At 61.9% G+C, this 25,468-nt stretch carries 24 protein-coding genes and 4 pseudogenes; 18 read left to right on the top strand and 10 right to left on the bottom strand.

The annotated features are described in order from the left end of the window. Positions 1-43: 43 nt before the first annotated feature. Entirely contained in the window at positions 44-1,810 is a 1,767-nt protein-coding gene (locus FE851_RS22525; protein ID WP_066701150.1) for an oleate hydratase, read from the top strand. Between the two features lie 143 nt (positions 1,811-1,953). Here FE851_RS22525 and FE851_RS22520 read toward each other — a convergent pair whose 3' ends face one another. The 5 genes and pseudogenes from FE851_RS22520 to FE851_RS22500 all read right to left on the bottom strand — a co-directional run bounded on the left by FE851_RS22520 (position 1,954) and on the right by FE851_RS22500 (position 7,486). After that, the gene (locus tag FE851_RS22520) at positions 1,954-2,574 is read right to left on the bottom strand and encodes a response regulator transcription factor (protein ID WP_030541612.1); all 621 of its coding nucleotides are present in this window, start codon (positions 2,572-2,574) and stop codon (positions 1,954-1,956) included. Between the two features lie 593 nt (positions 2,575-3,167). After that, positions 3,168-3,364: pseudogene (locus FE851_RS27035) on the bottom strand (hypothetical protein); the annotation flags it as partial. A 169-nt stretch (positions 3,365-3,533) separates the two neighbouring features. Next, positions 3,534-4,418 carry a ribose-phosphate pyrophosphokinase gene (locus FE851_RS22510; RefSeq protein ID WP_062787958.1) on the bottom strand — a complete coding sequence of 295 codons (885 nt, stop codon included), beginning with the start codon at positions 4,416-4,418 and terminating at the stop codon, positions 3,534-3,536. Next, positions 4,415-5,953, bottom strand: a complete 1,539-nt coding sequence (locus tag FE851_RS22505) for a thymidine phosphorylase family protein (RefSeq protein ID WP_145206773.1) — start codon at positions 5,951-5,953, stop codon at positions 4,415-4,417. Before FE851_RS22505 ends, FE851_RS22510 begins: the two co-directional genes overlap by 4 nt. Continuing rightward, positions 5,950-7,486, bottom strand: a pseudogene (locus tag FE851_RS22500) (MBL fold metallo-hydrolase RNA specificity domain-containing protein). Before FE851_RS22500 ends, FE851_RS22505 begins: the two are co-directional and overlap by 4 nt. Before the next feature lie 252 nt (positions 7,487-7,738). Here FE851_RS22500 and FE851_RS22495 point away from each other — a divergent pair. From FE851_RS22495 to FE851_RS27380, 3 genes are all read left to right on the top strand, one after another. Beyond that, positions 7,739-8,008: a DUF2933 domain-containing protein gene (locus FE851_RS22495; RefSeq protein WP_066701148.1), complete on the top strand. Its 270-nt coding sequence runs from the start codon at positions 7,739-7,741 to the stop codon at positions 8,006-8,008. Then, entirely contained in the window at positions 8,005-8,733 is a 729-nt protein-coding gene (locus tag FE851_RS22490) for a methyltransferase family protein (protein ID WP_083216029.1), read from the top strand. The genes FE851_RS22495 and FE851_RS22490 overlap by 4 nt, the downstream gene beginning before the upstream one ends. 412 nt (positions 8,734-9,145) lie before the next feature. Beyond that, positions 9,146-9,487 carry a winged helix-turn-helix transcriptional regulator gene (locus FE851_RS27380; RefSeq protein WP_076605463.1) on the top strand — a complete coding sequence of 114 codons (342 nt, stop codon included), beginning with the start codon at positions 9,146-9,148 and terminating at the stop codon, positions 9,485-9,487. A 24-nt stretch (positions 9,488-9,511) separates the two neighbouring features. Here the strand turns inward: FE851_RS27380 and FE851_RS22480 are convergent, their stop codons facing one another. Next, a complete protein-coding gene (locus FE851_RS22480; protein WP_186378966.1) occupies positions 9,512-9,976 on the bottom strand; it encodes a hypothetical protein in 465 nt (154 codons plus the stop codon). Between the two features lie 208 nt (positions 9,977-10,184). Here FE851_RS22480 and tnpA point away from each other — a divergent pair, with 208 nt between their 5' ends. From tnpA to FE851_RS22460, 4 genes and pseudogenes are all read left to right on the top strand, one after another. After that, on the top strand, positions 10,185-10,532 hold the full coding sequence (gene tnpA / locus FE851_RS22475; RefSeq protein WP_019052499.1) for an IS66-like element accessory protein TnpA: 348 nt from the start codon (positions 10,185-10,187) through the stop codon (positions 10,530-10,532). Further along, positions 10,529-10,870 (top strand): IS66 family insertion sequence element accessory protein TnpB, encoded by a 342-nt coding sequence (gene tnpB, locus FE851_RS22470; RefSeq protein WP_019052498.1) that lies wholly within the window; start codon positions 10,529-10,531, stop codon positions 10,868-10,870. The genes tnpA and tnpB overlap by 4 nt, the downstream gene beginning before the upstream one ends. Positions 10,871-10,941: 71 nt before the next feature. Then, positions 10,942-12,414: pseudogene (tnpC, locus tag FE851_RS22465) on the top strand (IS66 family transposase). 173 nt (positions 12,415-12,587) lie between these two features. After that, the gene (locus FE851_RS22460) at positions 12,588-12,833 is read left to right on the top strand and encodes a hypothetical protein (protein WP_019052496.1); all 246 of its coding nucleotides are present in this window, start codon (positions 12,588-12,590) and stop codon (positions 12,831-12,833) included. Positions 12,834-12,857: 24 nt separating this feature from the next. On the opposite strand, the gene FE851_RS22455 is transcribed toward FE851_RS22460, so the two are convergent. Then, positions 12,858-13,166, bottom strand: a complete 309-nt coding sequence (locus FE851_RS22455; RefSeq protein ID WP_066701147.1) for a hypothetical protein — start codon at positions 13,164-13,166, stop codon at positions 12,858-12,860. A 154-nt stretch (positions 13,167-13,320) separates the two neighbouring features. On the opposite strand from FE851_RS22455, the gene FE851_RS22450 reads away from it, so the two are divergent. Next, a complete protein-coding gene (locus FE851_RS22450) occupies positions 13,321-13,590 on the top strand; it encodes a hypothetical protein (RefSeq protein ID WP_066701146.1) in 270 nt (89 codons plus the stop codon). Between the two features lie 15 nt (positions 13,591-13,605). Here FE851_RS22450 and FE851_RS22445 read toward each other — a convergent pair whose 3' ends face one another. After that, entirely contained in the window at positions 13,606-14,904 is a 1,299-nt protein-coding gene (locus tag FE851_RS22445) for a hypothetical protein (protein ID WP_066701145.1), read from the bottom strand. 642 nt (positions 14,905-15,546) lie between these two features. Here FE851_RS22445 and FE851_RS27025 point away from each other — a divergent pair. Beyond that, the gene (locus FE851_RS27025) at positions 15,547-15,996 is read left to right on the top strand and encodes a lytic transglycosylase domain-containing protein (protein ID WP_232037496.1); all 450 of its coding nucleotides are present in this window, start codon (positions 15,547-15,549) and stop codon (positions 15,994-15,996) included. Here the strand turns inward: FE851_RS27025 and FE851_RS22435 are convergent. Then, positions 15,993-16,571 (bottom strand): hypothetical protein, encoded by a 579-nt coding sequence (locus FE851_RS22435; RefSeq protein WP_066967399.1) that lies wholly within the window; start codon positions 16,569-16,571, stop codon positions 15,993-15,995. The genes FE851_RS27025 and FE851_RS22435 overlap by 4 nt on opposite strands. 101 nt (positions 16,572-16,672) lie before the next feature. Beyond that, positions 16,673-17,137, bottom strand: a complete 465-nt coding sequence (locus tag FE851_RS22430; protein WP_066701144.1) for a hypothetical protein — start codon at positions 17,135-17,137, stop codon at positions 16,673-16,675. Between the two features lie 377 nt (positions 17,138-17,514). Between FE851_RS22430 and FE851_RS22425 the strand changes: the two genes are divergently transcribed. The 8 genes and pseudogenes from FE851_RS22425 (at position 17,515) to traC (ending at position 25,465) form a co-directional block, all read left to right on the top strand. Further along, complete coding sequence (locus tag FE851_RS22425) at positions 17,515-17,835, top strand: TrbC/VirB2 family protein (protein WP_066701143.1); 321 nt, start codon at positions 17,515-17,517, stop codon at positions 17,833-17,835. A 58-nt stretch (positions 17,836-17,893) separates the two neighbouring features. After that, positions 17,894-18,184, top strand: a complete 291-nt coding sequence (gene traL / locus FE851_RS22420; protein WP_066701142.1) for a type IV conjugative transfer system protein TraL — start codon at positions 17,894-17,896, stop codon at positions 18,182-18,184. Between the two features lies 1 nt (position 18,185). Next, positions 18,186-18,752, top strand: coding sequence for a type IV conjugative transfer system protein TraE (locus FE851_RS22415; protein WP_066701141.1), 567 nt, complete (start codon positions 18,186-18,188; stop codon positions 18,750-18,752). After that, positions 18,752-19,561: a type-F conjugative transfer system secretin TraK gene (locus FE851_RS22410; RefSeq protein WP_066701140.1), complete on the top strand. Its 810-nt coding sequence runs from the start codon at positions 18,752-18,754 to the stop codon at positions 19,559-19,561. Before FE851_RS22415 ends, FE851_RS22410 begins: the two co-directional genes overlap by 1 nt. Position 19,562: 1 nt before the next feature. Beyond that, positions 19,563-21,015: pseudogene (locus tag FE851_RS22405) on the top strand (TrbI/VirB10 family protein). Beyond that, complete coding sequence (locus FE851_RS22395) at positions 21,002-21,880, top strand: DsbC family protein (RefSeq protein ID WP_066701138.1); 879 nt, start codon at positions 21,002-21,004, stop codon at positions 21,878-21,880. The pseudogene FE851_RS22405 and the gene FE851_RS22395 overlap by 14 nt, the downstream one beginning before the upstream one ends. Further along, complete coding sequence (locus tag FE851_RS22390) at positions 21,877-22,872, top strand: TraV family lipoprotein (protein ID WP_066701137.1); 996 nt, start codon at positions 21,877-21,879, stop codon at positions 22,870-22,872. The genes FE851_RS22395 and FE851_RS22390 overlap by 4 nt, the downstream gene beginning before the upstream one ends. A 1-nt stretch (position 22,873) precedes the next feature. Then, positions 22,874-25,465 (top strand): type IV secretion system protein TraC, encoded by a 2,592-nt coding sequence (gene traC, locus FE851_RS22385; protein ID WP_066701136.1) that lies wholly within the window; start codon positions 22,874-22,876, stop codon positions 25,463-25,465. Positions 25,466-25,468 lie beyond the last annotated feature (3 nt).

Here is a 25,468-nt window from a genome sequence, read left to right as displayed (position 1 = left end):
CGCAGAACCGCCATTGTCGTCGGGATCAAGGATGGAGTTGAGCATGCACTATAGTAGCGGGAACTACGAAGCTTTCGTGCGGCCCCGCAAACCTGAGGGCGCTGACAGGAAGACGGCCTGGTTCGTCGGCTCGGGTCTTGCGGGACTGGCAGGCGCGGCGTTCCTGATCCGCGACGGCGGCGTCGCCGGCGAGCATATTACCATCCTTGAGGAGCTGCATGTTCCCGGCGGCGCGCTCGACGGCCTCGACGTCCCCGAAAAGGGGTTCGTCATCCGCGGAGGGCGCGAGATGGAGGAGCATTTCGAATGCCTCTGGGATCTCTATCGCTCGATCCCTTCGCTGGAGATCGAGGATGCGAGTGTGCTCGACGAATTCTACCGGCTCAACAAGGACGATCCCAATTTTTCGCTTCAACGCGTGACGCAGAACCAGGGCCAGGATGTGCCCGACAAGGCTTTGCTGACACTCGGCGGTCGCGCGCAAAAAGATCTGATCTCCGTCTTCCTCGCGACGCGGGAGGAGATGGAGAACAAGCGGATCAACGAAGTCTTCGGCGATGATTTCCTCAGGAGCAATTTCTGGCTCTACTGGCGCACCATGTTCGCCTTCGAGGAATGGCATTCCGCGCTCGAGATGAAGCTCTATCTGCATCGCTTCATCCACCATATCGGCAGTCTGGCGGATTTTTCCTCGCTCAAGTTCAACCGCTACAACCAATATGAATCGATGGTCCTGCCGTTGGTCAAATGGTTGCAGGATCGCGGTGTCAGATTTCGCTACGGCGTCGAGGTCACCGACGTCGATTTCGACATCCAGCCCGGCCGCAAGCAGGCGACCCGGATTGCCTGGATCGAAAACGGCGTCGAAGGCGGCGTCGATCTCGGCGCCGATGATCTCGTCTTCATCACCATCGGATCGCTGACCGAAAATTCCGACAATGGCGATCATCATACACCGGCCAGGCTGAATGAGGGGCCGGCGCCGGCCTGGGACCTGTGGCGCCGGATCGCGGCCAAGGACCCGGCCTTTGGTCGTCCCGACGTGTTCGGATCGCACATCCCGGAAACCAAATGGGCGTCGGCGACCATCACCACGCTCGACGCGCGCATTCCGGCGTACATTCGCAAGATCGCCAGGCGCGATCCGTTCAGCGGCACGGTGGTGACTGGCGGCATCGTCACGGTCAAGGACTCGAGCTGGCTGCTGAGCTGGACGGTCAGCCGGCAACCCCACTTCAGGAAACAGCCGAAGGACCAGATCGTCGCCTGGTTCTATGCCTTGTTCGTCGACCGGCCGGGCGACTATGTGAAGAAGCCGATGCAGGACTGCACGGGCGAGGAGATCACGCAGGAATGGCTTTATCATCTCGGCGTGCCGGTCGAGGACATCCCCGGCCTCGCCGCGACGGGGGCGAAGACCGTGCCGGTGATGATGCCCTACATCACCGCCTTCTTCATGCCGCGCCAGGCCGGCGACCGGCCGGACGTGGTGCCCGAGGGCGCGGTCAACTTCGCCTTTGTCGGCCAGTTTGCCGAGTCGAAGCAGCGTGATTGTATCTTCACGACGGAATATTCGGTGCGCACGCCGATGGAGGCCGTCTACACCCTGATGAAGGTCGAACGCGGCGTGCCGGAAGTGTTCAACTCAACCTATGATATCCGCACGCTTCTGGCCACAATCGGGCCGCTCAGGGATGGCAAAGGGATCGACATTCCCGGCCCGTCCTTCCTGCGCAAGCTGTTGATGAAGAAGCTTGAAGGCACAGAGATCGCCCAGCTGTTGGAAGAGTTTCATCTCCTTTCGCGATAGCAATCAAGCGCGACCCTTCGCCTGGGCTCACGAAAATTCCGCCAAACGCTGATGAACAACGTCGATGCATCCCGGCAGGCACTATGTCCGCGCCATCAGGTGACACGCAGAGATTCAACCGCAGCAGCCCTGGCCGCCTTTACCTACAGCGGCCTTCCCATTCCAGCCGCAAAGGCGATCCGCAAGGTTTCGGCAAGGGTACGGACTCCAAGCTTGGACATGATGCTCGCGCGATGGACTTCGACCGTCCGTGAAGAAATGCCCAGATCATAGGCGATGGTCTTGTTCGGAAGGCCTTGCGCAAGGCCTTCGAGAACATCCCGTTCGCGCGGTGTCAGTAGATCGACCTGTCGGCATGCCTCGGCTTCTTCGAGAGCGCGCCCCTCGGCCGTGTCGATGCGCGCGAACGCTCGGTCTATCGCATCGAGCAGCAGCGCCCGTTCGATAGGTTTGGCCAGGAAATCGACAGCACCCGCCTTCATCGCTTGGACAGCAAGCGCAATGTCTCCGTTGCCGGTCAGCATCACGACTGGCATGCTTATATCCATCTGCGTCAGCGCTGCCTGAACCTGTAGACCGTTCATGTCCGGCATGTGCATGTCGAGAACGATGCTACCTCTTTCAGCTTCATCTGCAATTTTCAGAAAGTCGACTCCCGAGCCATAGGTCTCGACGGCAAATCCCGCTGTCCTTAATGTGAATCCTACAGCTTTCCTGATTGTTTCTTCGTCATCAATGACATGAACGACGCGCTTGCTCTCCATGGCCCCCCGGACGTGTTGGCATTGCTGCGCACCCCAGCGGGCACAGCTTCAAAGGGGAGACCTTCTACGGGTAGGACCATGGTCCAAGGTCAAGGCCGAAATACCGCCGCATCACAACAGGCAAGGCAGGTGCTCGGCGAGAGGGGGGTAAGCGACCCGGCATCATGTGCCGAACTTTGCGAGATGACCGCTCTTGCGAACGGGGCGGCGCTCCCTCTGGTCTCCCGGCGGCAAGGCGCCGCAAGACGCTGCCGCCGGGAGTGGGCACGCCTCTTGGGGGATGAGCGCGCTGGTTGCTCCTAAGCTCGACGCGTCATGTTGTCATGGCAAGAAGCTGATAATCGCTATTCTGTGTCAGCAGCGCGCCGTAACGCCGATGTCCGGGGCGGATCGCAGCTCCGCTCGCGCGCCGCTACGGCACGGCGAATCCGATTCAGCACGAACCGGTGATCATAGGGTTTTGAGATCGAAGGCTGATCATCGCAGAGATCGCCCGCCTTCCGTGTCGCAGTTTCGATATTCCCGGCGAGGATGGCACCGATACCGGGTTGTTCCTGACGAACCAAGGATGCCAGGCCCGCGCCGCGCTCAGCGCGATCGAGCCAGCGCAGCGCTGCCATCACATCGTCGACCGGCACCGGGATGCTGGCGGGCGACGGAGGGCCGGTTGGCCCTCGACGGCGGAGCGATCGGACGCCCAGGATGCAAGGATGGCGGGCTTCACTTCGGGCTCAAGCTGCGGGTGCCGAGCAACGATGAAGGGATCAAGGAACGAGCGTGTGTGCGACATGACATATCCTCCTTTCCTGCCGCGACTTTCTCCGAAAGCGGAGTTCCCGGAAGATTGGTTCGGACTCGCTTAGGTTCAATGAATGGGAATGCGCCCGGCGTTTGCCGGGCGTTCGTTTTCATCGTGCATTGAGCATTGAGTACTGAAGAACTGACGCGCAGCGCACCGTTCAGATCCCGCGGCGAACGGACTCCGCAATCGCCGGCATCACGTCGATATCATTCGAAGTATGTGCAACAGCGTTCGTGCTGACGATCCTCTCGACGAGCCCACCCAGGACTTGCGCTGCATCGCCGGCGAAAAGCGGATGCACGACCACGCAATCCGGTCGCGTGAACCCCATGTCGACCAGCTGGCGCGCCGCCTCGGCGAGGGTTCGGCCGGATGAGGCGATATCGTCGACCAGCACCGGCTGGCGATCGAGAAACGCTGGGGCATTCGGAATCGAGATGGTGACGTCACGGTCGCCGGACCGGATTTTCTCGCACACGAGAAACGGAGCATCGGCATCGGCCGCCACCTGCGAGACCCACTGTTCGCTTTCCAGGTCCGGACCGATGATCAGCGGACGAGCGACATTGCGCTTGATCCACGAGGCCAGAAGCGGCGCGGCATGAACGACCTGGGTCGGGATGCGGTAGATTTCCGACAACGCATGATAGCGATGGAGATGCGGATCAACCGTCACCAGCCAGTCGAGATGGCGAGACAGGATCGCGGCAAAGGTTCGCGACGTCACCGCCTCGCCGGGATGGAAGCGAATGTCCTGGCGCATGTAAGCGAGGTAGGGGGCGACGAGCCCGATCCTGCGAGCGCCCAGATCGCGCGCGGTGTCGGCTGCGAACAGCAGCGGCAACAGCTTGGCGTCCGGATGATCGAGACTGCACAGCAGGATGACCTCGCGGTCGCTGATGTCGCTTACGACCCTGAGATAGGTTTCCCCGTCAGGAAACTGACGATGCTCGATCGTGCCGACCTCTGCATCGAGCGCGGCGGATAGCGGCTGTGCCAGGGCCTCGCTGCCAGACAGCGCGAACAGCACGGGACGGTTCATAGCGCTTCAATCCCGAAGATCGGCCCGTCGCTCACCGCATAGGCCGCCGCATAGTCGAGCTCGCCCGGGCTCTCGGCATGAATGGTGCACAAGGGAGCCCCGGCATCCACCATCTGGTTCAGCCGACACTGCAGCGCGACGCCGGCGGCCTTGGCCATCGGCGCGCCGGCAAGCTTCGCGACCGTCGCGAGCTTGCGATTGTCGATACTCACCAGGCGGCCGCTATAGGGAGCGATCATATCCTGTTGGAACCGGGCGACCGGTGGAGCCCGCATGCCGCCCTGCGCTTCGCAGATACGTTGGAACTTGGCCCAGGCCCGGCCGCTTTCGAGGCACGCCCGCGCACGCGCATAACCTTCGCGGGCCGGGGCTGCGTCCGCGAGCTCAAGCAGTCCTCCCGCCAGCTCGCAGGCCCGGTGGGCGAGATCCTCGGCGCCCGGCTGCCCCTGGAGCACGGCAAGGATATCCTGCGCCTCGAGCGCCGGACCGATGCCCCGTCCGATCGGCTCGGCGCCGGGGCCGCGCATCACGCGCGTGCGAAGCCCGAAGGCTTGGGCGACCGAGCTCAGCGCGCGCTCGAGCGTGTCGGCGGCATCGGCGCCGCGTACCTTCGCCGTCGGCCCAACCGGGATGTCGATGACCAGATGGGTCGCACCGGCCGCGATTTTCTTGGACAGCACCGAGGCGACCATCTGCCCGACGGCATCGATATCGAGCACCCGTTCCACGCCGATGATCACATCGTCGGCCGGACTGAGATTAACGGCGCCGCCCCAGGCGATGCAGCCGCCTTCGCGCTCGACCACTTTGCGGATTGCGGAAACGTCGAGGTCGACAGGGGCCAGCACCTCCATCGTGTCCGCCGTGCCGGCCGGCGAGGTGATCGCCCGCGACGATGTCTTCGGCATGATGAGGCCCTCGGCGGCCATGATCGAGACGATGATCGGCGTGGTGCGATTGCCCGGCAATCCACCGACGCTATGCTTGTCGACGATGACCTCTTCGGGCCACTGCAATCGCTCGCCGACATCGACCATCGCCCTGGTCAGGCTGATCGTTTCGTCCGTATCGAGCGGGACCGCTGAGCAGGCCGTGACGAACGCCGAGAGATGGACATCGCTATAGCGTCGCTCGGCGATGTCGGTGATGATCGCTGAAAAAGCCCCATCGGAAAGCCGATTGCCATAGACGCGCCGACGCACGTCGCTGAGCGAGGCGAGAGGCTGGGCGTGCGCGATCTCGACCGGATCGCCGTCACTGACGCCGAGCCGCTGCCAAGCGGATTCGGACAGGCCGAGCTCGCCTGGCGCTGGAGCCTCCGCGGAACTATGCAGCAGCGAGACGACGATTTCCCGCCCGCCGGCGCGCAGCGCAACTTGCGCGCGCGACGCGAGACCTTCCGGGCGGCAGACCGGACAGTCGTGGCGCATGACCGCGATCTGATCGCTTCCGGCAGCCGACAGGCCGATGCGGTGTGCCCGCAGCGTCGTCGCGACAGGCTCTGCTTCGGCGTCCTCGATAATCCCGGGCTTCATGCGAGCATGCCCCAGCTACCCAGCGCCGGTACGCTGCATGCCCAGCCCAGCTCCTCCGAGACGCGCTTTGCCAGAACCTGGGCGCCGGTCGGCTCGCCATGGGTGACATAGACATGGCGTGGGGCCTCGTGCAGAGACCCGAGCCAGCGCATCAGCTCGTCACTGTCGGCATGGGCCGAGAGCATCGTCAGGTTGGCGACCTCGGCTTCGACCGGGATATACTCACCGTGGATCTTGATCGTCCGGGCGCCTCCGATCATGGCGGCGCCGCGGGTGCCCGCCGCCTGGAAGCCCGAGAAGAGGATGAGGTTCTTCCCATCCGGCGCGAAGCGCTTGAGATGGTGGAGCACGCGGCCGCCCGTCGCCATTCCACTGGCCGAGATGATGACCTTAGGGGCGGGGTTGGCGGTGAGTTCTTTGGATTCTTCCACTTCGCGCACATAGTGCGCGACCCCGCACGCCGCTTCACACTCGGCGCGTGTCAGGCGATGCTCGTAGATGTGTATAAGAGACAGCATAGTGCGCGACCCCGCACGCCGCTTCACACCCGGCGCGTGTCAGGCGATGCTCGTCCATGAACTCGCACATCAGCCCGCTCGCGTTGCTCGCCAGCGGGCTGTCGAGGAAGATCGGGATGTCGCGCAGACGGCCTTCGGCGCGCAGCCGGGAAAAATGGTAGAGCAGGGACTGGACGCGGCCCACGGCGAAGGCGGGGATCACCACGGTCCCGCCACGCTTGACGCACCGTTCGACATGGTCCCCCAGGGTCTTGGTCGGATCGACCTGTTCGTGGCGGCGATCGCCATAGGTGGATTCCACGAGGACATAATCGGCACGGGCAGGTGGCTCGGGATCCTTCATGACTGCGTCGCCATAGCGCCCGACATCACCTGAGAAGAGGATCGTGCGGCCCTTCCAATCGATCTCGATCGAGGCGGCGCCGAGGATGTGGCCGGCGCGATGATAGCGCGCCCTGATGCCGTCCGCGATCGGGTGCCACGCCCCGAACTCGACCGTGCGGAACAGCTGCAGCGCAAGGCGGGCGTCAGCCTGCGTGTAGAGCGGCAGCGCGGGCTGGTGCCTGGAAAAGCCGTGGCGATTGGCGAACTCCGCATCCTTTTCCTGGAGGTGCCCGCTGTCGGGGAGCAGAAGCTCGCACAAAGCTTCGGTCGCCCGGGTGCTGAGGACGGTCCCGTCCCAGTCAAGGCGCGCCATGCGTGGCAGCGCGCCGGAATGATCAAGATGCGCGTGCGTCAGCAGCAACAGGCCGACATCGGCAACCTCGGGCGCGATCGGCGCCCAATTGAGGCGGCGCAAATCCCTCGGACCCTGGAACAGGCCTGAATCGACCACGACCTGCGTATCGCCGTCGTCCACCAGATAGCGCGACCCTGTCACCGTTTCCGATGCGCCGAGGAACGCGACGCCAAGGCCGTCGGCAGGTCGCGTGGCGAGGTCGATCCTTGCTTCCCGTTCGAGCAGGTTCACCCCGACATGGCCGCGGGAATGATGCTTTTTCCTTTTCTTGTGCATGAACTCTGGCCTGCCTCTCACGCTTATTGTCCTTAGCGCAGCATTGGTGGACGACCAGCGCACGCCTATACGCAAAAGCCGCAGAATGACGGCCGCGTCATGACCACTGCGTAACGCCGATAGGGATGGTGAGGTTTGTGAACCAGCCGGCATCGCCTTCTTGGGCGAATGACGGACTTCGGTCTCTACTTATACCTTGCTCCCGGGACTCGGATCTATGCTCGCAAGACATTGGCGAGAGAAGAGCGGCATATGGACGGGCATGACCATCGCATGCGCAAGCGTGGAAAGATCGTTTTGATCGGCTTCCTGCTAGTCGCGGGCTTTTTCCTCATCACCGAGCACACCGCACATTTCCTGGGTGTGTTGCCCTATCTGATCCTGCTCGCCTGTCCGCTCATGCACCTGTTCATGCATCACGGTCATGGCGGCCATCAGCATGGCCATGACCAGATGCCGGGTGCTGTCCCGACCGGACTGCCTGCGAATTCGAACGAGCGCGTGGAAGGGGGGCCGCGATGACGCATACCGATTATGGCTATGGTCTTTGGGGGCTGGCGCTGGTCAACGCCTCCGTGTTCATCCTATTCGCGTACAGCTTCTTCAAACCCGCCACCGGGCGCGACTGGCGCAGCTTCGGCGCATTCAGCGCATTCATCGTTGCACTCTTCGCCGAAATGTATGGCTTCCCGCTCACCATCTTCTTGCTCTCGGGTTGGCTCCAGTCGCATTTCCCCGGCCTCGACTGGTGGAGCCACGATGCCGGCCATCTGCTCGAGATGATGTTCGGCTGGAGGGTCAACCCACATTTTGGCCCGTTCCATCTTGCCAGCTTCGTGCTGATCGGCGCGGGCTTCTGGCTGATCTCGGCCGGATGGGCGCCGCTTCACGCAGCCCAGCGCGTTCACAAGCCCGCAACGACGGGAATCTATGCCAAGGTTCGCCATCCGCAATATATCGGGTTCATCCTCGTGATGCTCGGATTTCTGCTGCAATGGCCGACGTTACTGACGCTCGCCATGTTTCCGGTGTTGGTGGTGATGTATATTCGCCTTGCCCGGCATGAGGAGAAGGCGGCGCTCGCGGAATTTGGCCAGGCATATCGTGCGTATATGGACCGCGTACCCGCCTTTGTTCCGCGGCTACGTGGTCGGTCGGCTCGTTTCTCCGACTCCAACCCCGCTCGGGGGGAGGCGGCAGGTAAGGCGATGAGGCCCGAAGAGCAAGCTCCGCCGCGCCGAGGCTGAGGGGTTGGACGCTTCGCCGCGTATTATATTCGAACGGTGACGCACGCATCAGGCGCGTTGCACTGCGGTACTTTGATTTGTCGGGAGTAGCTTCACTTGATTTGGCGGATCGCGTGACATGAAATCCGTCGTGGTGCCCCAGAGTCGTCCCTCATCGGACCTTCGCGCATCGGCAAATCGTGATGTCAAAAAGCGCCTTCCCTCATCTGCTCTTCACTGGGACGAAGACGTACCAAGGCAGTGGTGGTCACAAGTTCGGCCGCTCGCCGCCGCCGTTCGCGCACGCCCTCCGCAATTGTCCATGAGCGGGTCGGCGACCCTCCAAGCACCGCCAAGCCGGGCCCGACGGAACCGCGAACGGCGTAGCTGACTCAGTCCGGCCGTGCGCCTTTTAGGGTGAGAAAGTAACTGGATGTGCATCGAGTCAGAAAGACAGCTTTTTCAAGCGATAGACCCTGCGGCGGCCGACGCGATATTCCATACATTGAGTGCCCGATGGGTGTTGCACATCCTGGTAGCCCTGAGCAAAGACGAGCTGCGATTTACATCCATTCGTCGAGCCATACCGAAAATCAGCGCTAATGTGCTCACGGTCCGCCTACGGGAATTGGAAGGCGTATCTCTGGTCTCGCGAATGATGTCGCCACCGCCTGAATCCTATCAACTCTATGGCTTGGGGCCATTGGCGCATGGTTTGAGACCTGCGCTCCAACATCTGGAGCAATGGAGGACTAAGCTCAGCTTACTCGAATGAAATGCAGCGTTTTAGGTCGATGCTTTATCGTCGACTGCGTTGAGACCACTCAACAGTGGATTTCCTGCTCCCCCGTGGTTGGCCCCTCGGCAGGAGAACAGCCGCGATCTCATCGTAGCTGATCGGGTGGACACGGTCGCTCGTGCGGAAACGCGCGATGTCCAACGTGTCGTCGCCGAACGTCACAGCAATCGAGTTTATGAGATAGGCTCGCTCCCGGGAGTAGGGCAGCATCCAGATCACTCGTTTTGTCGCGATATTTTGGCGTAGTCTGGTCAGTTTGAGCGTTAGCTGTCGGCTCGGCTGATCGTTGGAGCCGACGGCGAGGACGGTGGCGCCATATAGCCTGGCGGGTTTACGCCACGCCAGTATCTGGTCGATGGTAGCGCCTGCCTCGACCACCGAATCGCACCCACTGGCGTATCGGTTATTGATCGCTCCCGACAGTCCGACGCCAATGCTGTCACCGATAACAAGGCACGCGAACATGCACATCCTCGTGTAGAGAGGCGACTGAGATTGCCGGACGGTACAGAACTTGGAACCAACTCGGCCTTGCTTAGTCTTCCATTGCCATAACGTGTGCAGCAAGCGCCGACACGTCGGCATGGCCGTATGCATCCGGCGAGACGCGCCTTGTCGTGAGGTAGGGGCCTGCTCTTAAGAACGCTCTCGAGAGCACGCTTAGGAGCAGTGGATGCGGCAGATCACGGTGATGACTGGGCCGGAACGGCGGCGGCGCTGGAGCGACGAGGAACGGCTCCAGATTTTGGCAGAAGCCTTTGCGCCTGGGGCCAGCGTTTTGGCTGTGGCGCGTCGGCACGATATTTCCACGGCGCGCATTTACACGTGGCGCAACAAGCTGCGGCAGCCGCCCGCCCTGACGGAGTTCGCCCAGGCGGTGGTTGACGATGGCGAACAGCAGAATGCGCACCAGGCCGCAATGCCGGTAATCATCGTGGATCTGGGTGGCAAAGGGCGCGTGAGCATATCTGCGTCGGCACCAGCTGCCTTGGTGTCGGCAGCGCTCAAGGCCCTGCGATGATCCCAGCTGGCGCGCGGGTGTGGATTGCGATGGGCCACACAGATATGCGGCGCGGCATGCAGAGCTTGGCAGCAATGGTGCAGCAGAGCTTCTCGCGAGACCCATTTGCCGGCGATCTTTGGGTCTTTCGCGGGCGCAGCGGGGCGCTTGTGAAGATAATCTGGCACGACGGCCTGGGGATGTCGTTATATTCGAAGCGATTGGAACGAGGGAAGTTCATTTGGCCCGCCGCGAAGGACGGCGTGGTGTCGCTGACGAGCTCACAGCTGGCCTGTCTGCTCGACGGAGTGGACTGGCGGAACCCGCAATATAGCTGGCGCCCACAGAGCGCAGGATAGGCGCAGATTTTCTCGGCGGAGGCTGCATTTTCCGCTTCATCCGGGAGGTTTTCTATGATTCCATCCAAGTTGTGGACGCCGCCGTTTCGCCCCTGCCTGACGATATCGAAGCGCTCAAGGCGTTGGTACGGCTCAGTGCGCAGCGCGCCGATGAAGCCGAACAGCGGGCCACGAGCGCTGAAGCAGAACTGGCCAATGCCCGTGCCCGGGAGAGCGCCACCGAGGCATTGATCTCGCACTACAAGTTGCAGATCGCCAAGCTCAGGCGCGAGCAGTACGGCCCCAGCGCCGAACGCACCCGCCGGCTTCTTGCGCAGATGGAGTTTGAGCTCGAAGATTTGGAGGCCGACGCCGCCGAAGATAATCTGGCCGCCGAGACCGCCGCGACAAAGGCGACGAACGTCACCGCCTTTGAGCGCAAGAGGCCAGTTAAAAAACCGTTCCCCGACCATTTGCCCCGCGACCGCGTCGTCGTTCCGGCGCCCTGTTCCTGTCCGGCCTGTGGCGGCATGCGCCTGTCGAAGCTGGGCGAGGATGTAACCGAGACGCTGGAGGTAATCCCGCGTGCCTGGAAGGTCATCCAGACCGTACGCGAGAAGTTCTCCTGCCGTGACTGCGAGAAGATCACGCAGCCGCCCGCGCCATTCCATGTCGTGCCGCGTGGCTGGGCAGGGCCAAGCTTCCTCGCCATGCTGCTGTTCGAGAAGTATGGGCAGCACCAGCCGCTCAACCGCCAGGCGGAGCGCTTCGCTCGCGAAGGCGTGCCGCTGAGCGTCTCCACGCTTGCCGATCAGGTTGGTGCGGCGTCCTTCGCCTTGATGCCCATCTTTCGGCTGATCGAGGCCCATGTCTTTGCCGCCGAGCGCGTGCATGGCGACGATACCACCGTGCCGGGCATGGCCAAGGGCAAGACCGATACCGGTAGATTATGGGATTATGTCCGGGATGACCGCCCGTTCGGCGGCGCCGATCCGCCGGCGGTGGTTTTCTATTATTCGCGCGACCGGCGCGGGGAACATCCCCAGGCGCACCTCGCGTCCTGGTCCGGGATTCTGCAGGCTGATGCCTATGCGGGCTATTTTGAGCTGTACGCTCCCAACCGCCAGCCCTGTCTCTTATACACATCTAGATGTGTATAAGAGACAGGTTGATGGTCAGCCGTACGCCTGTCTCTTATACACATCTAGATGTGTATAAGAGACAGCGCCAAGCTGTCGCGTAACCATGATCTCGCCAAGGCTATCAACTATATGCTCCGGCGCTGAGACTCCTTCACCCGCTTCCTCGTCGATGGCAGGGTATGCCTCACGAACAACGCAGCGGAACGGGCGCTACGCTGTGTGCCACGCGGGCGGAAAGCATGGCTATGTTGCGGCTCCGATCGCGGCGGTCAGCGCGCCGCCATCATGTTTTCACTCATTCAAAGCTGTCGCCTCAACGACCTCGATCCCCAGGCTTGGCTCGCCGACGTCCTTGCCCGCATCGCCGGTCATCCGGCTAATCGGCTTGGCGACTGTCTCTTATACACATCTAGATGTGTATAAGAGACAGTCGCCAAGCCGATTAGCCGGATGACCGGCGACTGTCTCTTATACACATCTAGATGTGTATAAGAGACAGTCGCCGGTCATCCGGCTAATCGGCTTGGCGATCTGCTCCCATGGAATTGGAAACCAACAGCGTTGAAGCTGGAGCCGTGACCTCATAGCATCACGGCATGGAATTTGACCCGCAACCCGAACTGATTGAATCCTCTCTCTGCCGGTCCATCGAACAGGCGGGCGTACGGCTGACCATCAACATCGTGCGGCTCGCCACCGAACGTGGTTGGTCCCTCGAGGTCGTCAACGAGCACGGCACCTCGACGGTCTGGGACAATCTATTCCCCACCGACCGCGATGCCGATGCTGCATTCCGCGATGTGCTCGCTCAAGAAGGCGTCGAGGCCTTCCTCGGCAAGTAAGATGCCAAAACCCCCAGCAAACCGTCAGTAGCCGCGGTCCTCACCGGATGCGTACGCATGGCCTAGGATATAGGATGCACCCGTCTCGGAAAAGAATAGTTTGACGCGCTGCTCTTCTGAGGCGGGGGTAGAGGTCAGCACCGCCACGTCAGAATTCTTCCAGAAGGCGTCGACAAAATTTACAAGTTCAGACCAGGCCTTATCACTGTCGTCGTGAACCGTGATGCGCTCTCGCCCACGATAGAGTATCACAAGAACCGATACCTGCATGACACCTTGAAGCTCGCCCTGTGTACCTACCAATTTATGAACTGTCTCCAGGCTGCTGACCATGCTAAGCCCGACGCCGTTCGAGATCGCTGAAAATCGTCTCCAAATTGGAGCAACTTTGCGTGTGTAGTCGATTGATTGCGACTGGTGTAAGTCTCATGGAAACGACGGCCGTGGTCGACTGATACGACCAGAGCGGATGGAAGGGTTGTGAACCGTGGAACATCTTTCGGCCGCGGAGCTTCAGAATTGGATCGCGCTCTATGCCGCTGCGGGGCTTTGCTGCGCCCTTGCTCTTATCATGTCCTTGGGTTTCATCACCGTCGAGCTGTGCCGCGAACGGACATGGGAAACGGTCACCACGCCGAGGAACCTGCTCCGGCTCATCCCTAAAACCTGGTGGAGATGGCAGAAGCTGTACCTGCTTTCGACCCCTGTTACGCTTGCCATCGTGAGTGCATTCGCCATGACATTGTCTTGGCCTTAGGGCTACGCCCTTCCATCAGGATCGGTAGAACGCTTCGACGATCAGGCGCCAGATTTGTTCATCCTCAACGTCCTTCGGCGTGATTGAAAGAACGGGAGCGATCTGTTCAAGGCTCCGGCGAGCAGCCAGCTTCGGGATACGTAGCTCGACGCTCGTCTCCTCTAGAGCTTGCACTATGAATCGTCGAATCTCACCAGTAAGACGCGAGCGCGCTTCGAGGAGGAATTCCGGTCGACAGCTTCCAAGCGGGGTCAGCCGGTCAAAAACTGGCTTCTCAATTGCTAGTTCGATGCCATCTTGCATGAGGCGGTGCCTCGATCGGAGGAGGGCTCTCAACAAGGTCCTATGGAAATTGCTATCGACCGGTATGAACCTCAGACCCGAATAAATCGGTTGGGCGTAGGCTCGCAGTGGCGCATAGCCTTGCGCTTCGGGATATTGGCCGATAACGACAATCACCAGATACGGCCCTGTGATCGAGTTATCCCGCACCGATGGCGACTGGACGCGATTGGCGACTGCGATCGGCTCGGATCCTGCCGGAAAGATCGTCGAGCCTTTGAACGACTTGGCAAAGATCGTGAGAAAGCCTTGGGGTGCATGGCCGCGCGGCCATCGGCGAGATAGCGCTCGGATGCCTGCGAAGGCCCGCCTGCTGTGAAGCGCGTCGCCGTGAGTCCAGAGAACACGATCGAGTTCGATTCCAGGGGCAACTTCGATCCTCGCGGCGGCCGCTGCGAGCAGCTTGAACTCCGCGCCGATGGCACGCTCTGACGGCTCCTGATCGCTGGGGACGGCAATGTTGAGACCGGCATTGGCGATCAGCCTCCAGAGCAGGCGGGCGAGGCGCGGAACGGAAGCACTTCGCGTGCGGTCGTCGCTGGCGTCGTCATCTGGTCGTTGAGCGAGCTTTTCCGGCGCCGGGCGCAGAACCTCGAAATAGCCGACGGGGGGGTCTGCCGGCGTCTGGGCTCTCCGCGTTTCCGTGATGCGGTTCGTGGCTTGGTCCCGAAAGAAGGGACAGGACGAAACGTGTTCGGGCCGGTTTGTGCTTGTGAGCCGCCGCAGGTAATAGGTCTCCGCTTCCGACAGGAACGCGGGTGTCAAAATGGGTGGTGCCTGTTTGGTGCCACGGCAGTTGCAGGCAATCCACTTCGAGCCGATACGCGCCTGCTGCACCAACGTGATGCCGGCCTCTTCGTCATGTCGGGATCCTTCACCGATGTACCAGCGCACGAGAGCCGCCCGAAGGGGGAGCGGAAGGGGGATGCGAGCGGCGTCAAGTCCGTCGCTATGGCGATCAATCAACCACATGGACTAACCTGTCGAAGCGGGTTTCGATCCGATCGTCCCTGAAGCGTTCAGGATTGACAACAATATTCGCCCTGACCTCCACTCCCCATGAGCACGGCTAGGAGGTGCGAAATGAGATCAATCTTGCTCGTGGCGGTCGCCCTATCCGTTGCCTTTCATGGCTCGGAAGCCGGTGCCAGCCAAAAAGGCAGGGAGCGCAGGTCGGTGGAGGTGATCGTGATGGGGACGGAGCCAGCGCCGAGGGGATCTGCTGTCGATGCCACAGCTCCGCGCGCAGAGGATAACGGAGGCAATCGTCAAGTGACGGCTTCCAATTCGCTTCCTACGGCATTTCGGACCCATGACCTGAGCAGGCGTTGGGTCGCCTTTGAGATGGCGAACAGCTTCGCTGCGGCGACAGCGCAAACCGATCCCAATGACCAGGATCCCTTTGCGCATGTAGGAGTCGCGTCAACTGCGCCTCTTCAGTCGCAGGACGCCGTGTCATTCACTTCCCCAATAGCAATCCCAGGTTGGATGCGCGAGGGTGTGGTCTTCTCGAGTGTTCCAACGAGTAGTGCGCCGGGCTGCGCCCCAAGCGGCTATCGACCGGCGAGTTTCCTTGATTCCCGCACCGAATATAGACGATCCGGATACTATGAGATGATGAGCAGCATCGCTTGTGAGTACGGCATTCCGGTCGGCCTCTTCGATGCGATGATCATCCGGGAGAGCGGTTACAAGGCAGGGATCTATTCGCCAAAGAACGCTTTCGGATTGACGCAGCTCATGCCCGGCACGGCCGCCGACCTTGGAGTCAATCGCTACGACGTCGAGCAGAATCTGCGAGGCGGGGCGCGATACCTCCGGCAGCAGCTCGATCGCTTCGGACAGGTCCACCTGGCTCTTGCAGCCTATAATGCCGGACCGAGCCGCGTGAGGGACGGGATGCTGCCGCGGATCGCCGAGACCCAGGCCTATGTCGATAACGTGCTTCTAAATTGGCGACGTTTGGCGGCGCTGCCGCCGCGGGCGACGGTCCAGGTCATGTCGGAGCTCGCTGCCGTGCGGCAGCAGCACAGAGCCCGAAGGGTAACAGTTTTTTCGTACTAGGCGAGAAGCGGATCGAGCAAGTCCGTGGCCATCGTCGACATCCACAAGAGCAGGCTGAGGGTGGAAATCTGAGCGAGTTGTACCCGCCGAGCCATCACGGCACTGACCTCCTTGACTAGCTTCTCAACTACCGCTTGTCGTAGCGGCCCGGCCCACTCCTTGCGTACCTCTGTGCCATCCATCCCTTCGATTTCGTCGAGCGCCGCCACGAGCATCGCCGGGAGGCCTTTGAATAACTCGGCGAGCATCACAAGCGAGGTTTGGAAGCGCTCGTCGAGGAAGAGGGCTGGATCACTGTAGGTCTCGATCGCGATCATGGCTTGCACGATGTTGATGTCCAGGGCGGCCAAAACCTGCTGGAGTTCATACACGAACATCGGCGCGCGCTTAGCGGGATCACTGTGAAGTAGGAGACCGAGACGCGTTTTGCTGATGCCGGTCTTCAGCGCCAGCTTGCGTTGGCCTACATTCTGTTCAGACATTGCTTCGAGGATCAGCGGGATGAAGTCCCACTGCTCGACCCTGGCCGGAACGCAGCCATCGTCGGAAGCTTCGATATGGGCAAGCGATGACAAGTCATGGCCCCCTTTTGCACGCAAGGCCTGAAACGAAACACACAGGCAGTGACTTAGCAAGCCTCTGCATTTTGTGCGCCTGCAGCAAAAGCCAGCAGCAACTATCTTAGCGGGACTATCTTCTCGTTACCCAGTTCTTCGCTGATCGCAGATTTTCGTGGCGGATTATCTGTACCCTCCAATCCCAGTCGCTCAAGAACGCGCGCAGCTTTCTGGCCGACCACGTAGTGGAAGAGCATGATCGAAAGTGTGTCCCCCAAGCTTATTTCGGACCCAAGCCCCTCAGAGATGAGCTTCTTTACTGCATCCAGGCTGTCGGCACTTGATCTGGTGATGGTCAGATCGATTCGAATGTCGCCTGTTGTAGGGATCGCCGACAGATGCTCCCGGATTGTTTCAGGTGCATGGTCCTCCAGCGCACACGGCAACCCGATCCGATCGGAAACCAGATTTCCGAGGGTCTGATAGCACCTGGTTTCGTTCGAACGCAGGCGCAGGCTCTCCGTCGTCAAATTGAAGAAATGCTCCGATATGTCGAGCGCGAGGGTGCACTGATCTCCTGTCATGGCACCTGCACCTGGCTATCCTCCATCCTTAGCTGTGGTTCGATAACGTAGACACGATTAAGCCGGGCTGACGGGATCCCCCCGAATCCGGTTAGCGATTCTAACTTCGCCCGTCATTGATCGCAATTAGAGGCGCGGACGCCGAATCAAAAATTCGTCTGCCCCGAGAAATGGGGCGGCGTGCCCCAGATAGTGGGGCGAGCTGCCCCGCATGCCGGGGCGCGCCGCCCCGGCCATCGGGGCAGGGTCCGATCAGACTCACATAAAATTCGTTTGCGAGACCGTGCCGTCGGGAACTGCGTTGCCGCCGATCGCTCGCCGGGACCACCCTTCAATTGGGCGCGGGTCAGTCGCGTTCCGTTTGAAGGGAAACTCTCATGCAGTCTGTCATAAAGTACAGCGGTCGTGCGGAGCTGGCGATCTTCGCTTTGGTCGCACTCGCGTTCGCGCTCCTGCTCTTTGCCGGCCCGGCCCTCGCCGGTGCCGACACGACGTTCGATACGGCGCTCACGAAGTTCACCGACTTCCTCGAAGGGTCGGGCGGCAAGATCATCACCGTCCTGTCGCTCGCGGGCGGCATCGTCGCGTTGGCCTCAGGCCGCTTCTCGATGGGCCAGATCGCCATTCCTGTCGGCGTCGGTGTGGGTGCCGGGACCGGCATTCCGATCGTCACCTCCACCGTCACGGCAACAATCTGAACAGTCCAAGGGTCGGCCGGAATAGCAGATCCGGTCGGCCTGCGGGGAGGGTGGTGATATGGCCGCGGACAAGTACGTCGTTCCGTCTCATCTGGATGATCCCGAGCTAATCGGGCTGTGGACGCTGGATGAGTTCCTAGCGATGGTTTTGCCATTCGTCTGGGGTATCCTGTCTCAGCATATTCTCATTGGCATGTTGCTTGCGGGCGCAGGCTGGTGGGGACTGAAGAAGGCTAAGGCAGGACGGGCGATCTCCTGGCTGCTTCACATGGCCTACTGGCATCTTCCGGCCGGCTTCACCGGCATGAAGGCCACACCGCCCTCCTATCTCCGGCTGATGGCGGGCTGAGATGGAAATCTCCTACACCCACGCTCAAAGCCAGCGGGTCCTGAAGCAGCGCAACCTGCTTGTGATCGTCGCCGGCGTCCTTGGCAGCCTGTGCGCCATCCTCGGTCTTGTGACAGTCACGCGCGACAGGGAGATTGTCCTTCAACCGATCCTGGCATCGCCGTTGGTCGTGAACTCTTCAGGTGTCTCGCGGCAGTATCTCGAGCTGGTCACCCGCGACACCGCGGTGCTGACGCTCGATCGCAGCCCGGCGAATCTCGAATACTGGATGAAGTCGGTACTCGATATCACCGCGCCCAGCGCGCAAGGAAAGATCCGCGCCGACCTGATGAAGATCGTCAACGAGCAGCGCGGCTCGTCGATCGCCCAGTTCTTCACCATCCAGACTATGGAGCTGGATACGAAGAATCTGCGGTCGACCGTCACCGGCGACCTGCACACGATCGTCGGCAACAAGGTCGTCTCCAGCGAGCGCCGCTCCTTCCGCTTCGATTGGCAATATTCCGGACTGTCCCTGAAGCTCGTGGGCTTCGGAATGGTGACGACCGGCAAGGAAAAGGATCAGTGATGTCGGTCTACATCATCGGCAGCGCCGCGACCGGCGCGGTCTTCCTGTCGCGCTATTATTGCATCGTGAGCCGGATGATCGGCGTTGCCCTAGTCGCCGTGAGCTTCTTCCTCATCACCTCCCCGGCTTGGGCGGACCAGACGGTGATGGCAGCCGACGGCAGCCAGGTTGATTGCGCAGCGTCGGCAAAGGATCTCACCAGGATCAGCTTGGTCGAGGACGAGTTTGCGTCGGTCTCGAAGATCTCGACCGGCAATCCGCAGGATGACTTTTCCGTCGTCAACGAACCGGTGCGGGGAGACATCTACCTCTCGGTGCCGGAGGGCTTCGCGCGCCCGGCGCTTTCGTTCTTTGCGACCAGCAAGCGCGGCTACGTCTACAAGATCGTGTGCCGGATCGCCGGCGAGCAGGCCGTGCAGCTCTTCATCTCCAATCCGGCGATCGCGAAGGCCAACGTGGAGGAGAATGGGGCGCCCCAGGCGGTGGTTGCAACCAGCCCGCAGGAAGCGGCGGTCGTCCTCATCCAGGCGATGTATTCAAACAGCGTCGCCGATGGCTACGAGATGCGCCAGCGCACTCTGCGGCCGGTCTATGTCGGCAATCTCAAGGTCCAGATGATCGCTGAATATCGGGGGTCGGAACTGACCGGTCGCGTGCTGCGCATAGAGAATCGCGGCGGGGAAGCCGTCACGCTGACGGAGAGCACGGTCGCGCCGAGCAGTGCGCTCGCCGTGTCGATCGCCGAGCCGAAGCTGGAACCTGGGAAGGTCACCACGGCCTACCTCGTCTCACAAACCGGGAGGCAGTGACATGGCCTGGAATGACTTCCTAAAACGCAATCGTGAGCCGTTGGATGGCAGCGATACTGAGGGCGTCTCGCCCATCTCGGCCGACCTGTCCGCGAACGAAAGCATCCGAAAAAAGCAGCGCATGCTGCTCGCCGGGGTCGCCGGCGTCGGCCTGGTGGCATCGTCCTTCTGGATCTTCGGCGGCGACGAGAAGGCGACCGGTACGAACGACGACGGGACCGCGAAGGTCGAGGTGTCGACCAAGGACATGGTCAACAAGAATCTCAACCAGCAGGAGTGGATGGCGCTCTCCGAAAACCAGATGCAATCGGTCGAGAATCAACTGAAATCGGTCAACGGCCAGCAGCAACGCCTGGACCAGCTTTCGCAGCAGGTCGAACTGCTCAAGGGGGAAAATCAGGCGATGCGGGCGGACGGCTCGCGCGTCCTCTCGGCTTATCAGCAAGAGAATGAGGCGCTGCGCCGACAGGTGGCTTCCGCCCGAACTACGCCGGCGCCAGCGCCCGCGACCGGGCCGGGCGCGATGTACGGGCCCAACGGGACCCAGGCCTATCAGCGTCCGGATGGGCCGAACGCGTCTGCCAATGGTCGCCCGATGCCGATGGGAGGCGCCGCCGAGGTCAAGCTGGTCAGTTTCCAGACCGCAGATGCCGGCAATGCCACGCGCGTCGCTAAGGGAACGACCACCTTCAGCGACAGCATCAACTATCTGCCGCCCAACAGCTTCGCCAGTGCCAAGGTCATAGTCGGCGTTGACGCGAGCGCCGGCGTCAACAGCCAGACCGACCCCTTGCCGGTCGTGCTTCGCGTCACTGGCCCGGCCCGTTCCGTCTATCAGAACGGGCGCCTCCTAACGACCAAGATCGAAGGCTGCCTCGTGAACGGTGCCGCCCGCGGCGAGCTCTCGAGCGAGAAGGTCTACGTCAAACTGCAAAAGATGACGTGCCCGCAGCCTGGCGGGCGCTACGCCGTCTCCGAGGTCAAGGGGTTCATCGCCTTTGGCGGCAAGACAGGGGTGCGCGGCCGAGTGGTCAGCCGGGAAGGCTCGCTTGCCATGCAGGCGTTTCTGGCCGGTCTGGTCAGTGGTGGCGGCAACGCTCTCAACACCGCTTTCAATCAGCCGCTCGCCAGCATCAGCACCGACGGGGAGGGGGGCGTCAACCGCACGCCCTGTCTCTTATACACATCTAGATGTGTATAAGAGACAGGCTCTCAACACCGCTTTCAATCCGCCGCTCGCCAGCATCCGCACCGACGGGGAGGGGGGCGTCGACCGCACGCCCAACTTCGGCAGCGGCGGCCTGCGCGCGCTCGGCGGCGGTGCCGCGGAATCGGGCAAGGACGTCTCGAAATATCTGATCGAGCGGGCCGAGCAATATCAGCCCGTGATCGAGATGCCGACCGGCATCGATGTCGAAATCGTTTTCCTGGAGGGTGTCTATGTCCGCAATTGATCGTCTGCGAAAGCTGCGCGCGTTCGCTCGCCCGGCGCCGATTGTAGCGGCCGCTGCCGCGCTCGGCGTTGCCGGAATCGCTCTTGCAGCCGATGTCGCCGGCAAGGATGACGCCAAGGTCAGCCTGCTCCTGAAGACCAGGCTTCCGAAGACGCCGATCAACAAGCTCGATTGCGATAAGATCGACGGGCTGTGCGAAGTCACCTCGGGCGCGAACCTCTTCTACGTCAATCATGGCGCGCGCTATCTGATCATCGGTCGTGTCTACGATATGGAGACGCGCCAAGACCTGACCGCGGCGCGGCTGCTCGAGATCAATCCGGACATGCTGGTGGGCGGGGCCGCCAAGGCGAACGCCGCGGTATCCGATGACGGCGAGGCTGGCGAAATCGCAGCGACGGCGCGCGGTGTCGGCAAGACATCCGCGCCGGTCCGCCCCGTCTCGCTCAACCTGTCTGGGCTTCCGGCCGACGGGGCCATTGTCTGGGGCAACCGGTCGGCCAAACAGAGCATCACCATCTTCACGGACTTCCGTTGCGGTTATTGCAGGGCGCTCGCCAGCGTCTTGCGCGGCATGGATGTGAAGGTGGTCGAGCGTCCGATCTCGGTCCTCGGTAGCCGCGACATCGCCGACCGCGTCTATTGCTCCAAAAACCAGGAACAGGCGCTGCATGCCGCCTATGCCGGTGAGCCATTCAAAGCGCCGGCGAGCTGCGACACCAAGGGGCTCGATGCAAACGAGCGCTTCGCGCGCGAGCATGGGCTTAATGCGACGCCAATCATCGTTCGGGGTGATGGCGCCGTCCTGGAAGGATATCGGCCCAAGGAGTTTCTCGAGGCCTGGCTGCAGGGGACGCGGTCGTGACGGCGCGGCACGCCCTGTCGCTGCGCGGCTGCGCGATCGCCGCTCTGTCCCTGCTTGGCGGGTGCGCCACGTTCGGCAGCAATGTGAAGGGAAGTTTTTCCTGTAAAGCGCCCGATGGCATCTGCGCGCCATCGTCCTCGATCGACGATCGAGCACTCGCGATGATCACCGGAGAGGGCACTGTCGAGCGTTCATCGCCGGCCAGCAGCGGGCCGGCCAGGCAGTCTGCACCCAGATCCTCGCACATCGCCTTTTTAGGACAAGCGCCGGCACCTCAGATCGATGCGCGCCGTACCCAGGAGCGCGTGCTGCGCATTGTCTTTCAGCCATATATCGATGAGCGTGGCCGCCTTCATGAGGTGACGGCAGTCCATGCCGTGGTGCAAAGCGGGGAATGGCAACAACAATTCCTCGTCAATGCAACAGCGATACCGGACCGAGATGCGATTGTCGCTGCTGAGCAGCCGGAATCGCTCGCCGAAGCGGTCGATCGAGCGGAACTGGCAAGCCGAGCGACGGGCGGCGTCGACCCCAATCTACCCGATCCTGCGGCCGTCGCGGCAGCCCGCGCCCGTGCAGCCGACCCGGTCAAAGCGATCAAGGACGATGTTGCGACCCGTCTAGCCCCCAAGGCGGGCCGCACACCGACGCCCCCGGCCACTAACGTCTCCTCCAGGCGCGCGGAATCGCGCAGCGTCGAGGGAGCAGTGCCGGGGGCGCCGACTATCGAAGCGAAGGTGCCGCCGCTCGCAACGGCAGACAAAGCCTCGGCCGGGACCGCCCCGGCGCCGGAGGGCGCAGACAGTGCGACCGCGATCGGCGAAGCAATCACGCGGGTGAGAGGCTCTACCGAATACCAGGCGCGCTCGGCTCAGGCAGCGAGCGACGCGAAGGCAGCAGCTCTGACCGGATCGACGCCGACACCCGAGCCCAAGACGAAGCCCACCGTGCGCGCGGCGAACTTCCCGGCCGCTGCTCCAGAGGAAAATTGAGATGGCGAGCGGCTTCCTCGATGAGTTGCTGTCCGGTATCTTCGGCGACAGCAAGCGACCGGACACCCAGCGGCCGGACCTGGTGGTCCCGATGCTTGCGCATTGGCTCCCTTATCGAAGCTTCGACCCGAAGACCGGTATCTTCTACAATAGCGCCTCGCGCGGCTTCGTGATCGAGGCCGCGCCGCTGGTCGGCGCGGACGAGCGGACGGGTGAGATCCTGGCGCAGTTCCTGTCCGAAGGCATTCCCGCGCCCGGCTGCCTTCAGATTCACCAATGGATGTCGCCGCGCATCGGCGAGCAGCTCTCGAAATGGTATCTGCCCCGCTACTCGGCGCGCGGCGTTTACGAACGGATGGCCAAGCACCGGGTCGACTTCCTGACGGACGGCGTCTGGAATTCGCTTTCAGCCGACGCGCCGTTTTGCCTTCGCCATCATCGGGTCGCGATATCCTACTCGACGCCGGAGTCCTCAAACATCACGATCGAGCAGATCGTATCGCTCATGGACGGGCTGATCTCGGCTCTTCAATCGGTGAACGTATCCGCCCGCAAGATGGACCCGGTCGCGCTCATCGGCTGGATCGACGATATCACGTCGCCGACCACCGCCGCTGGCGACGATGCGGTGAGCTACAACCCTCTCGACCCGATCGCCGATCAGGCGATCCGAAGGGATATCGAGCTGCATATCGAGCCGGACCGCATGTTGCTGCGGACCGAGCGCTTCCGGCCGACCGGAAAAACGCTGAAGGGCGCGCCGGAGATCGGGGAGATCTACCCCGACGTGTTCGATGTGCGCTCCTTCTCGGTGCGCAACCTGCCCACGCGCTGGGCGCCATGGGACGTAACCCGGCTGATCGGCGACATCTTTACCGACAAGCTGCGCATGCCATGCCCCGTATCGACCAACCTGTGCATCGAGTTCCCGGACCCGCAGGCGTCGACCAACAAGGCCAGCTACAAGTTCATGCGAACGACCAGCCTGGCCGATTCCAAATCCTCCCGCTTCCTGCCGCAGCTCCGCGAGCAGTCGCAGGAGTGGCGACACGTCAATGAAGAGATCCGGCAGGGCAGGAAGCTCGTGCGCGTGTTCTTCAGCGTCACGTCGTTCTCGCCGAAAGGGCAGGGCGACAGCAACGAGCGAGTGCTGAAGTCGGTCTACCGTGCGGCGGGCTGGGATCTTCTCGATGACCGCTACCTGCAGGTGATGGGTCTGTTGTGCGCGATGCCCATGACGATGGCCAATGGCCTGTCAAAGGATCTCGAGCGCATGAAGCGGATGCGCACTCTGCTCACGACGACGGCCGCAAATCTCGCGCCGCTGCAGGGGGAATATCTCGGCGGAAGCATTCCCCACCTGCTGCTGATCGGCCGGCGCGGACAGCCCTTCTTCTGGAGCCCCTTCGAGAATGCCGCCGGCAATCACAACGTCGCCGTGTTCGGCAAATCGGGCTCCGGCAAGTCGGTCGCGCTGCAGGAATTATGCGGCTCGCTCTGCGGTGCCGGCGCGCGAGTGGTCGTGATCGACGACGGGCGTTCGTTCGAGCATTCGGCCAAACTTCAGGGCGGCGCCTTTGTCGAGTTCACCATGAGCTCGGGCTTCTGTCTCAATCCCTTCTCGATGATCGACGAGGCCCAGGCCGCCGAAGACGAGGACTATCTCCTCGACTGCATGGCAATGCTGAAGGCCATCATCAATCAGATGTCCCGGCATATCAACCTGCTCGACGACACCGAGCGCGGGCTGATCGACGGTGCCGTGAACCAGGTCTGGGAGGCGCACGGCAGCCGCGGCTCGATCGATCTTGTCATCGAGGCGCTCGAGGCAACCGGAAACGGGCTGGCCGCGAACCTTGCGATCGCGATGCGGCCCTTCTCGTCGGGCGGCACCTACGGCCGCTTCTTTCAGGGCGAGGTCTCGTTCGAACTTTCGGCCCAGCTCACGGTCTTCGAGCTCTCCGATCTGTCTGCCCGTGAGGAGCTGCGCAGCGTCGTCCTGACGGCGATCATGTTCATGTCGCAGCAGATGATGCGCAAGCTGGATCGTTCGATCCCGAAAGCGCTACTCCTCGACGAAGCATGGCAGATGCTCCGCGGCGGGGCGATGGCCGATTTCATCGAGACCTACGCGCGTACCTGCCGGAAATATGGCGCATCGCTGGTCACGGCGACGCAATCGCTGAACGACTATTACAAATCGGCCGGATCGGTCGCGGCGCTCGAAAATTCCGACTGGTTCGTGATCCTCCAGCAAAAGCCGGAGACGATCGCAGACTTCAAGAAGCATGACCGCTTCGAGATGGACGATCACACCGATGCGCTGTTGCGATCCTTGAAGCGCAACGGCTTCGAATATTCGGACATCATGATCAAAGGGCCCGACACCCTCGCTGTCGGCCGCCTGGTCCTCGACCCCTATTCCGCAGCGCTGTTCTCCTCGAGTCCGAAGACTTTTGCGGCGATCGACGCTCTGATCGCCGAGGGCCTCAGCATGGACGAGGCGATCGAGCGGATCGCGTTTCCGAACAATCCCGAAAAGTGGGTCAGCAATCTCGTCCCGGAGGACGAGATCGCGATCGCGGCGGAGTAGCAG

The sequence above is a fragment of the Sphingobium sp. B2 genome, from assembly GCF_007693735.1.
Taxonomy (GTDB): Bacteria; Pseudomonadota; Alphaproteobacteria; order Sphingomonadales; family Sphingomonadaceae; genus Sphingobium; species Sphingobium xenophagum.
The sequence above is the reverse complement of the archived record's forward strand: the minus strand, read 5'-3'. Positions and strand labels throughout refer to the sequence as shown.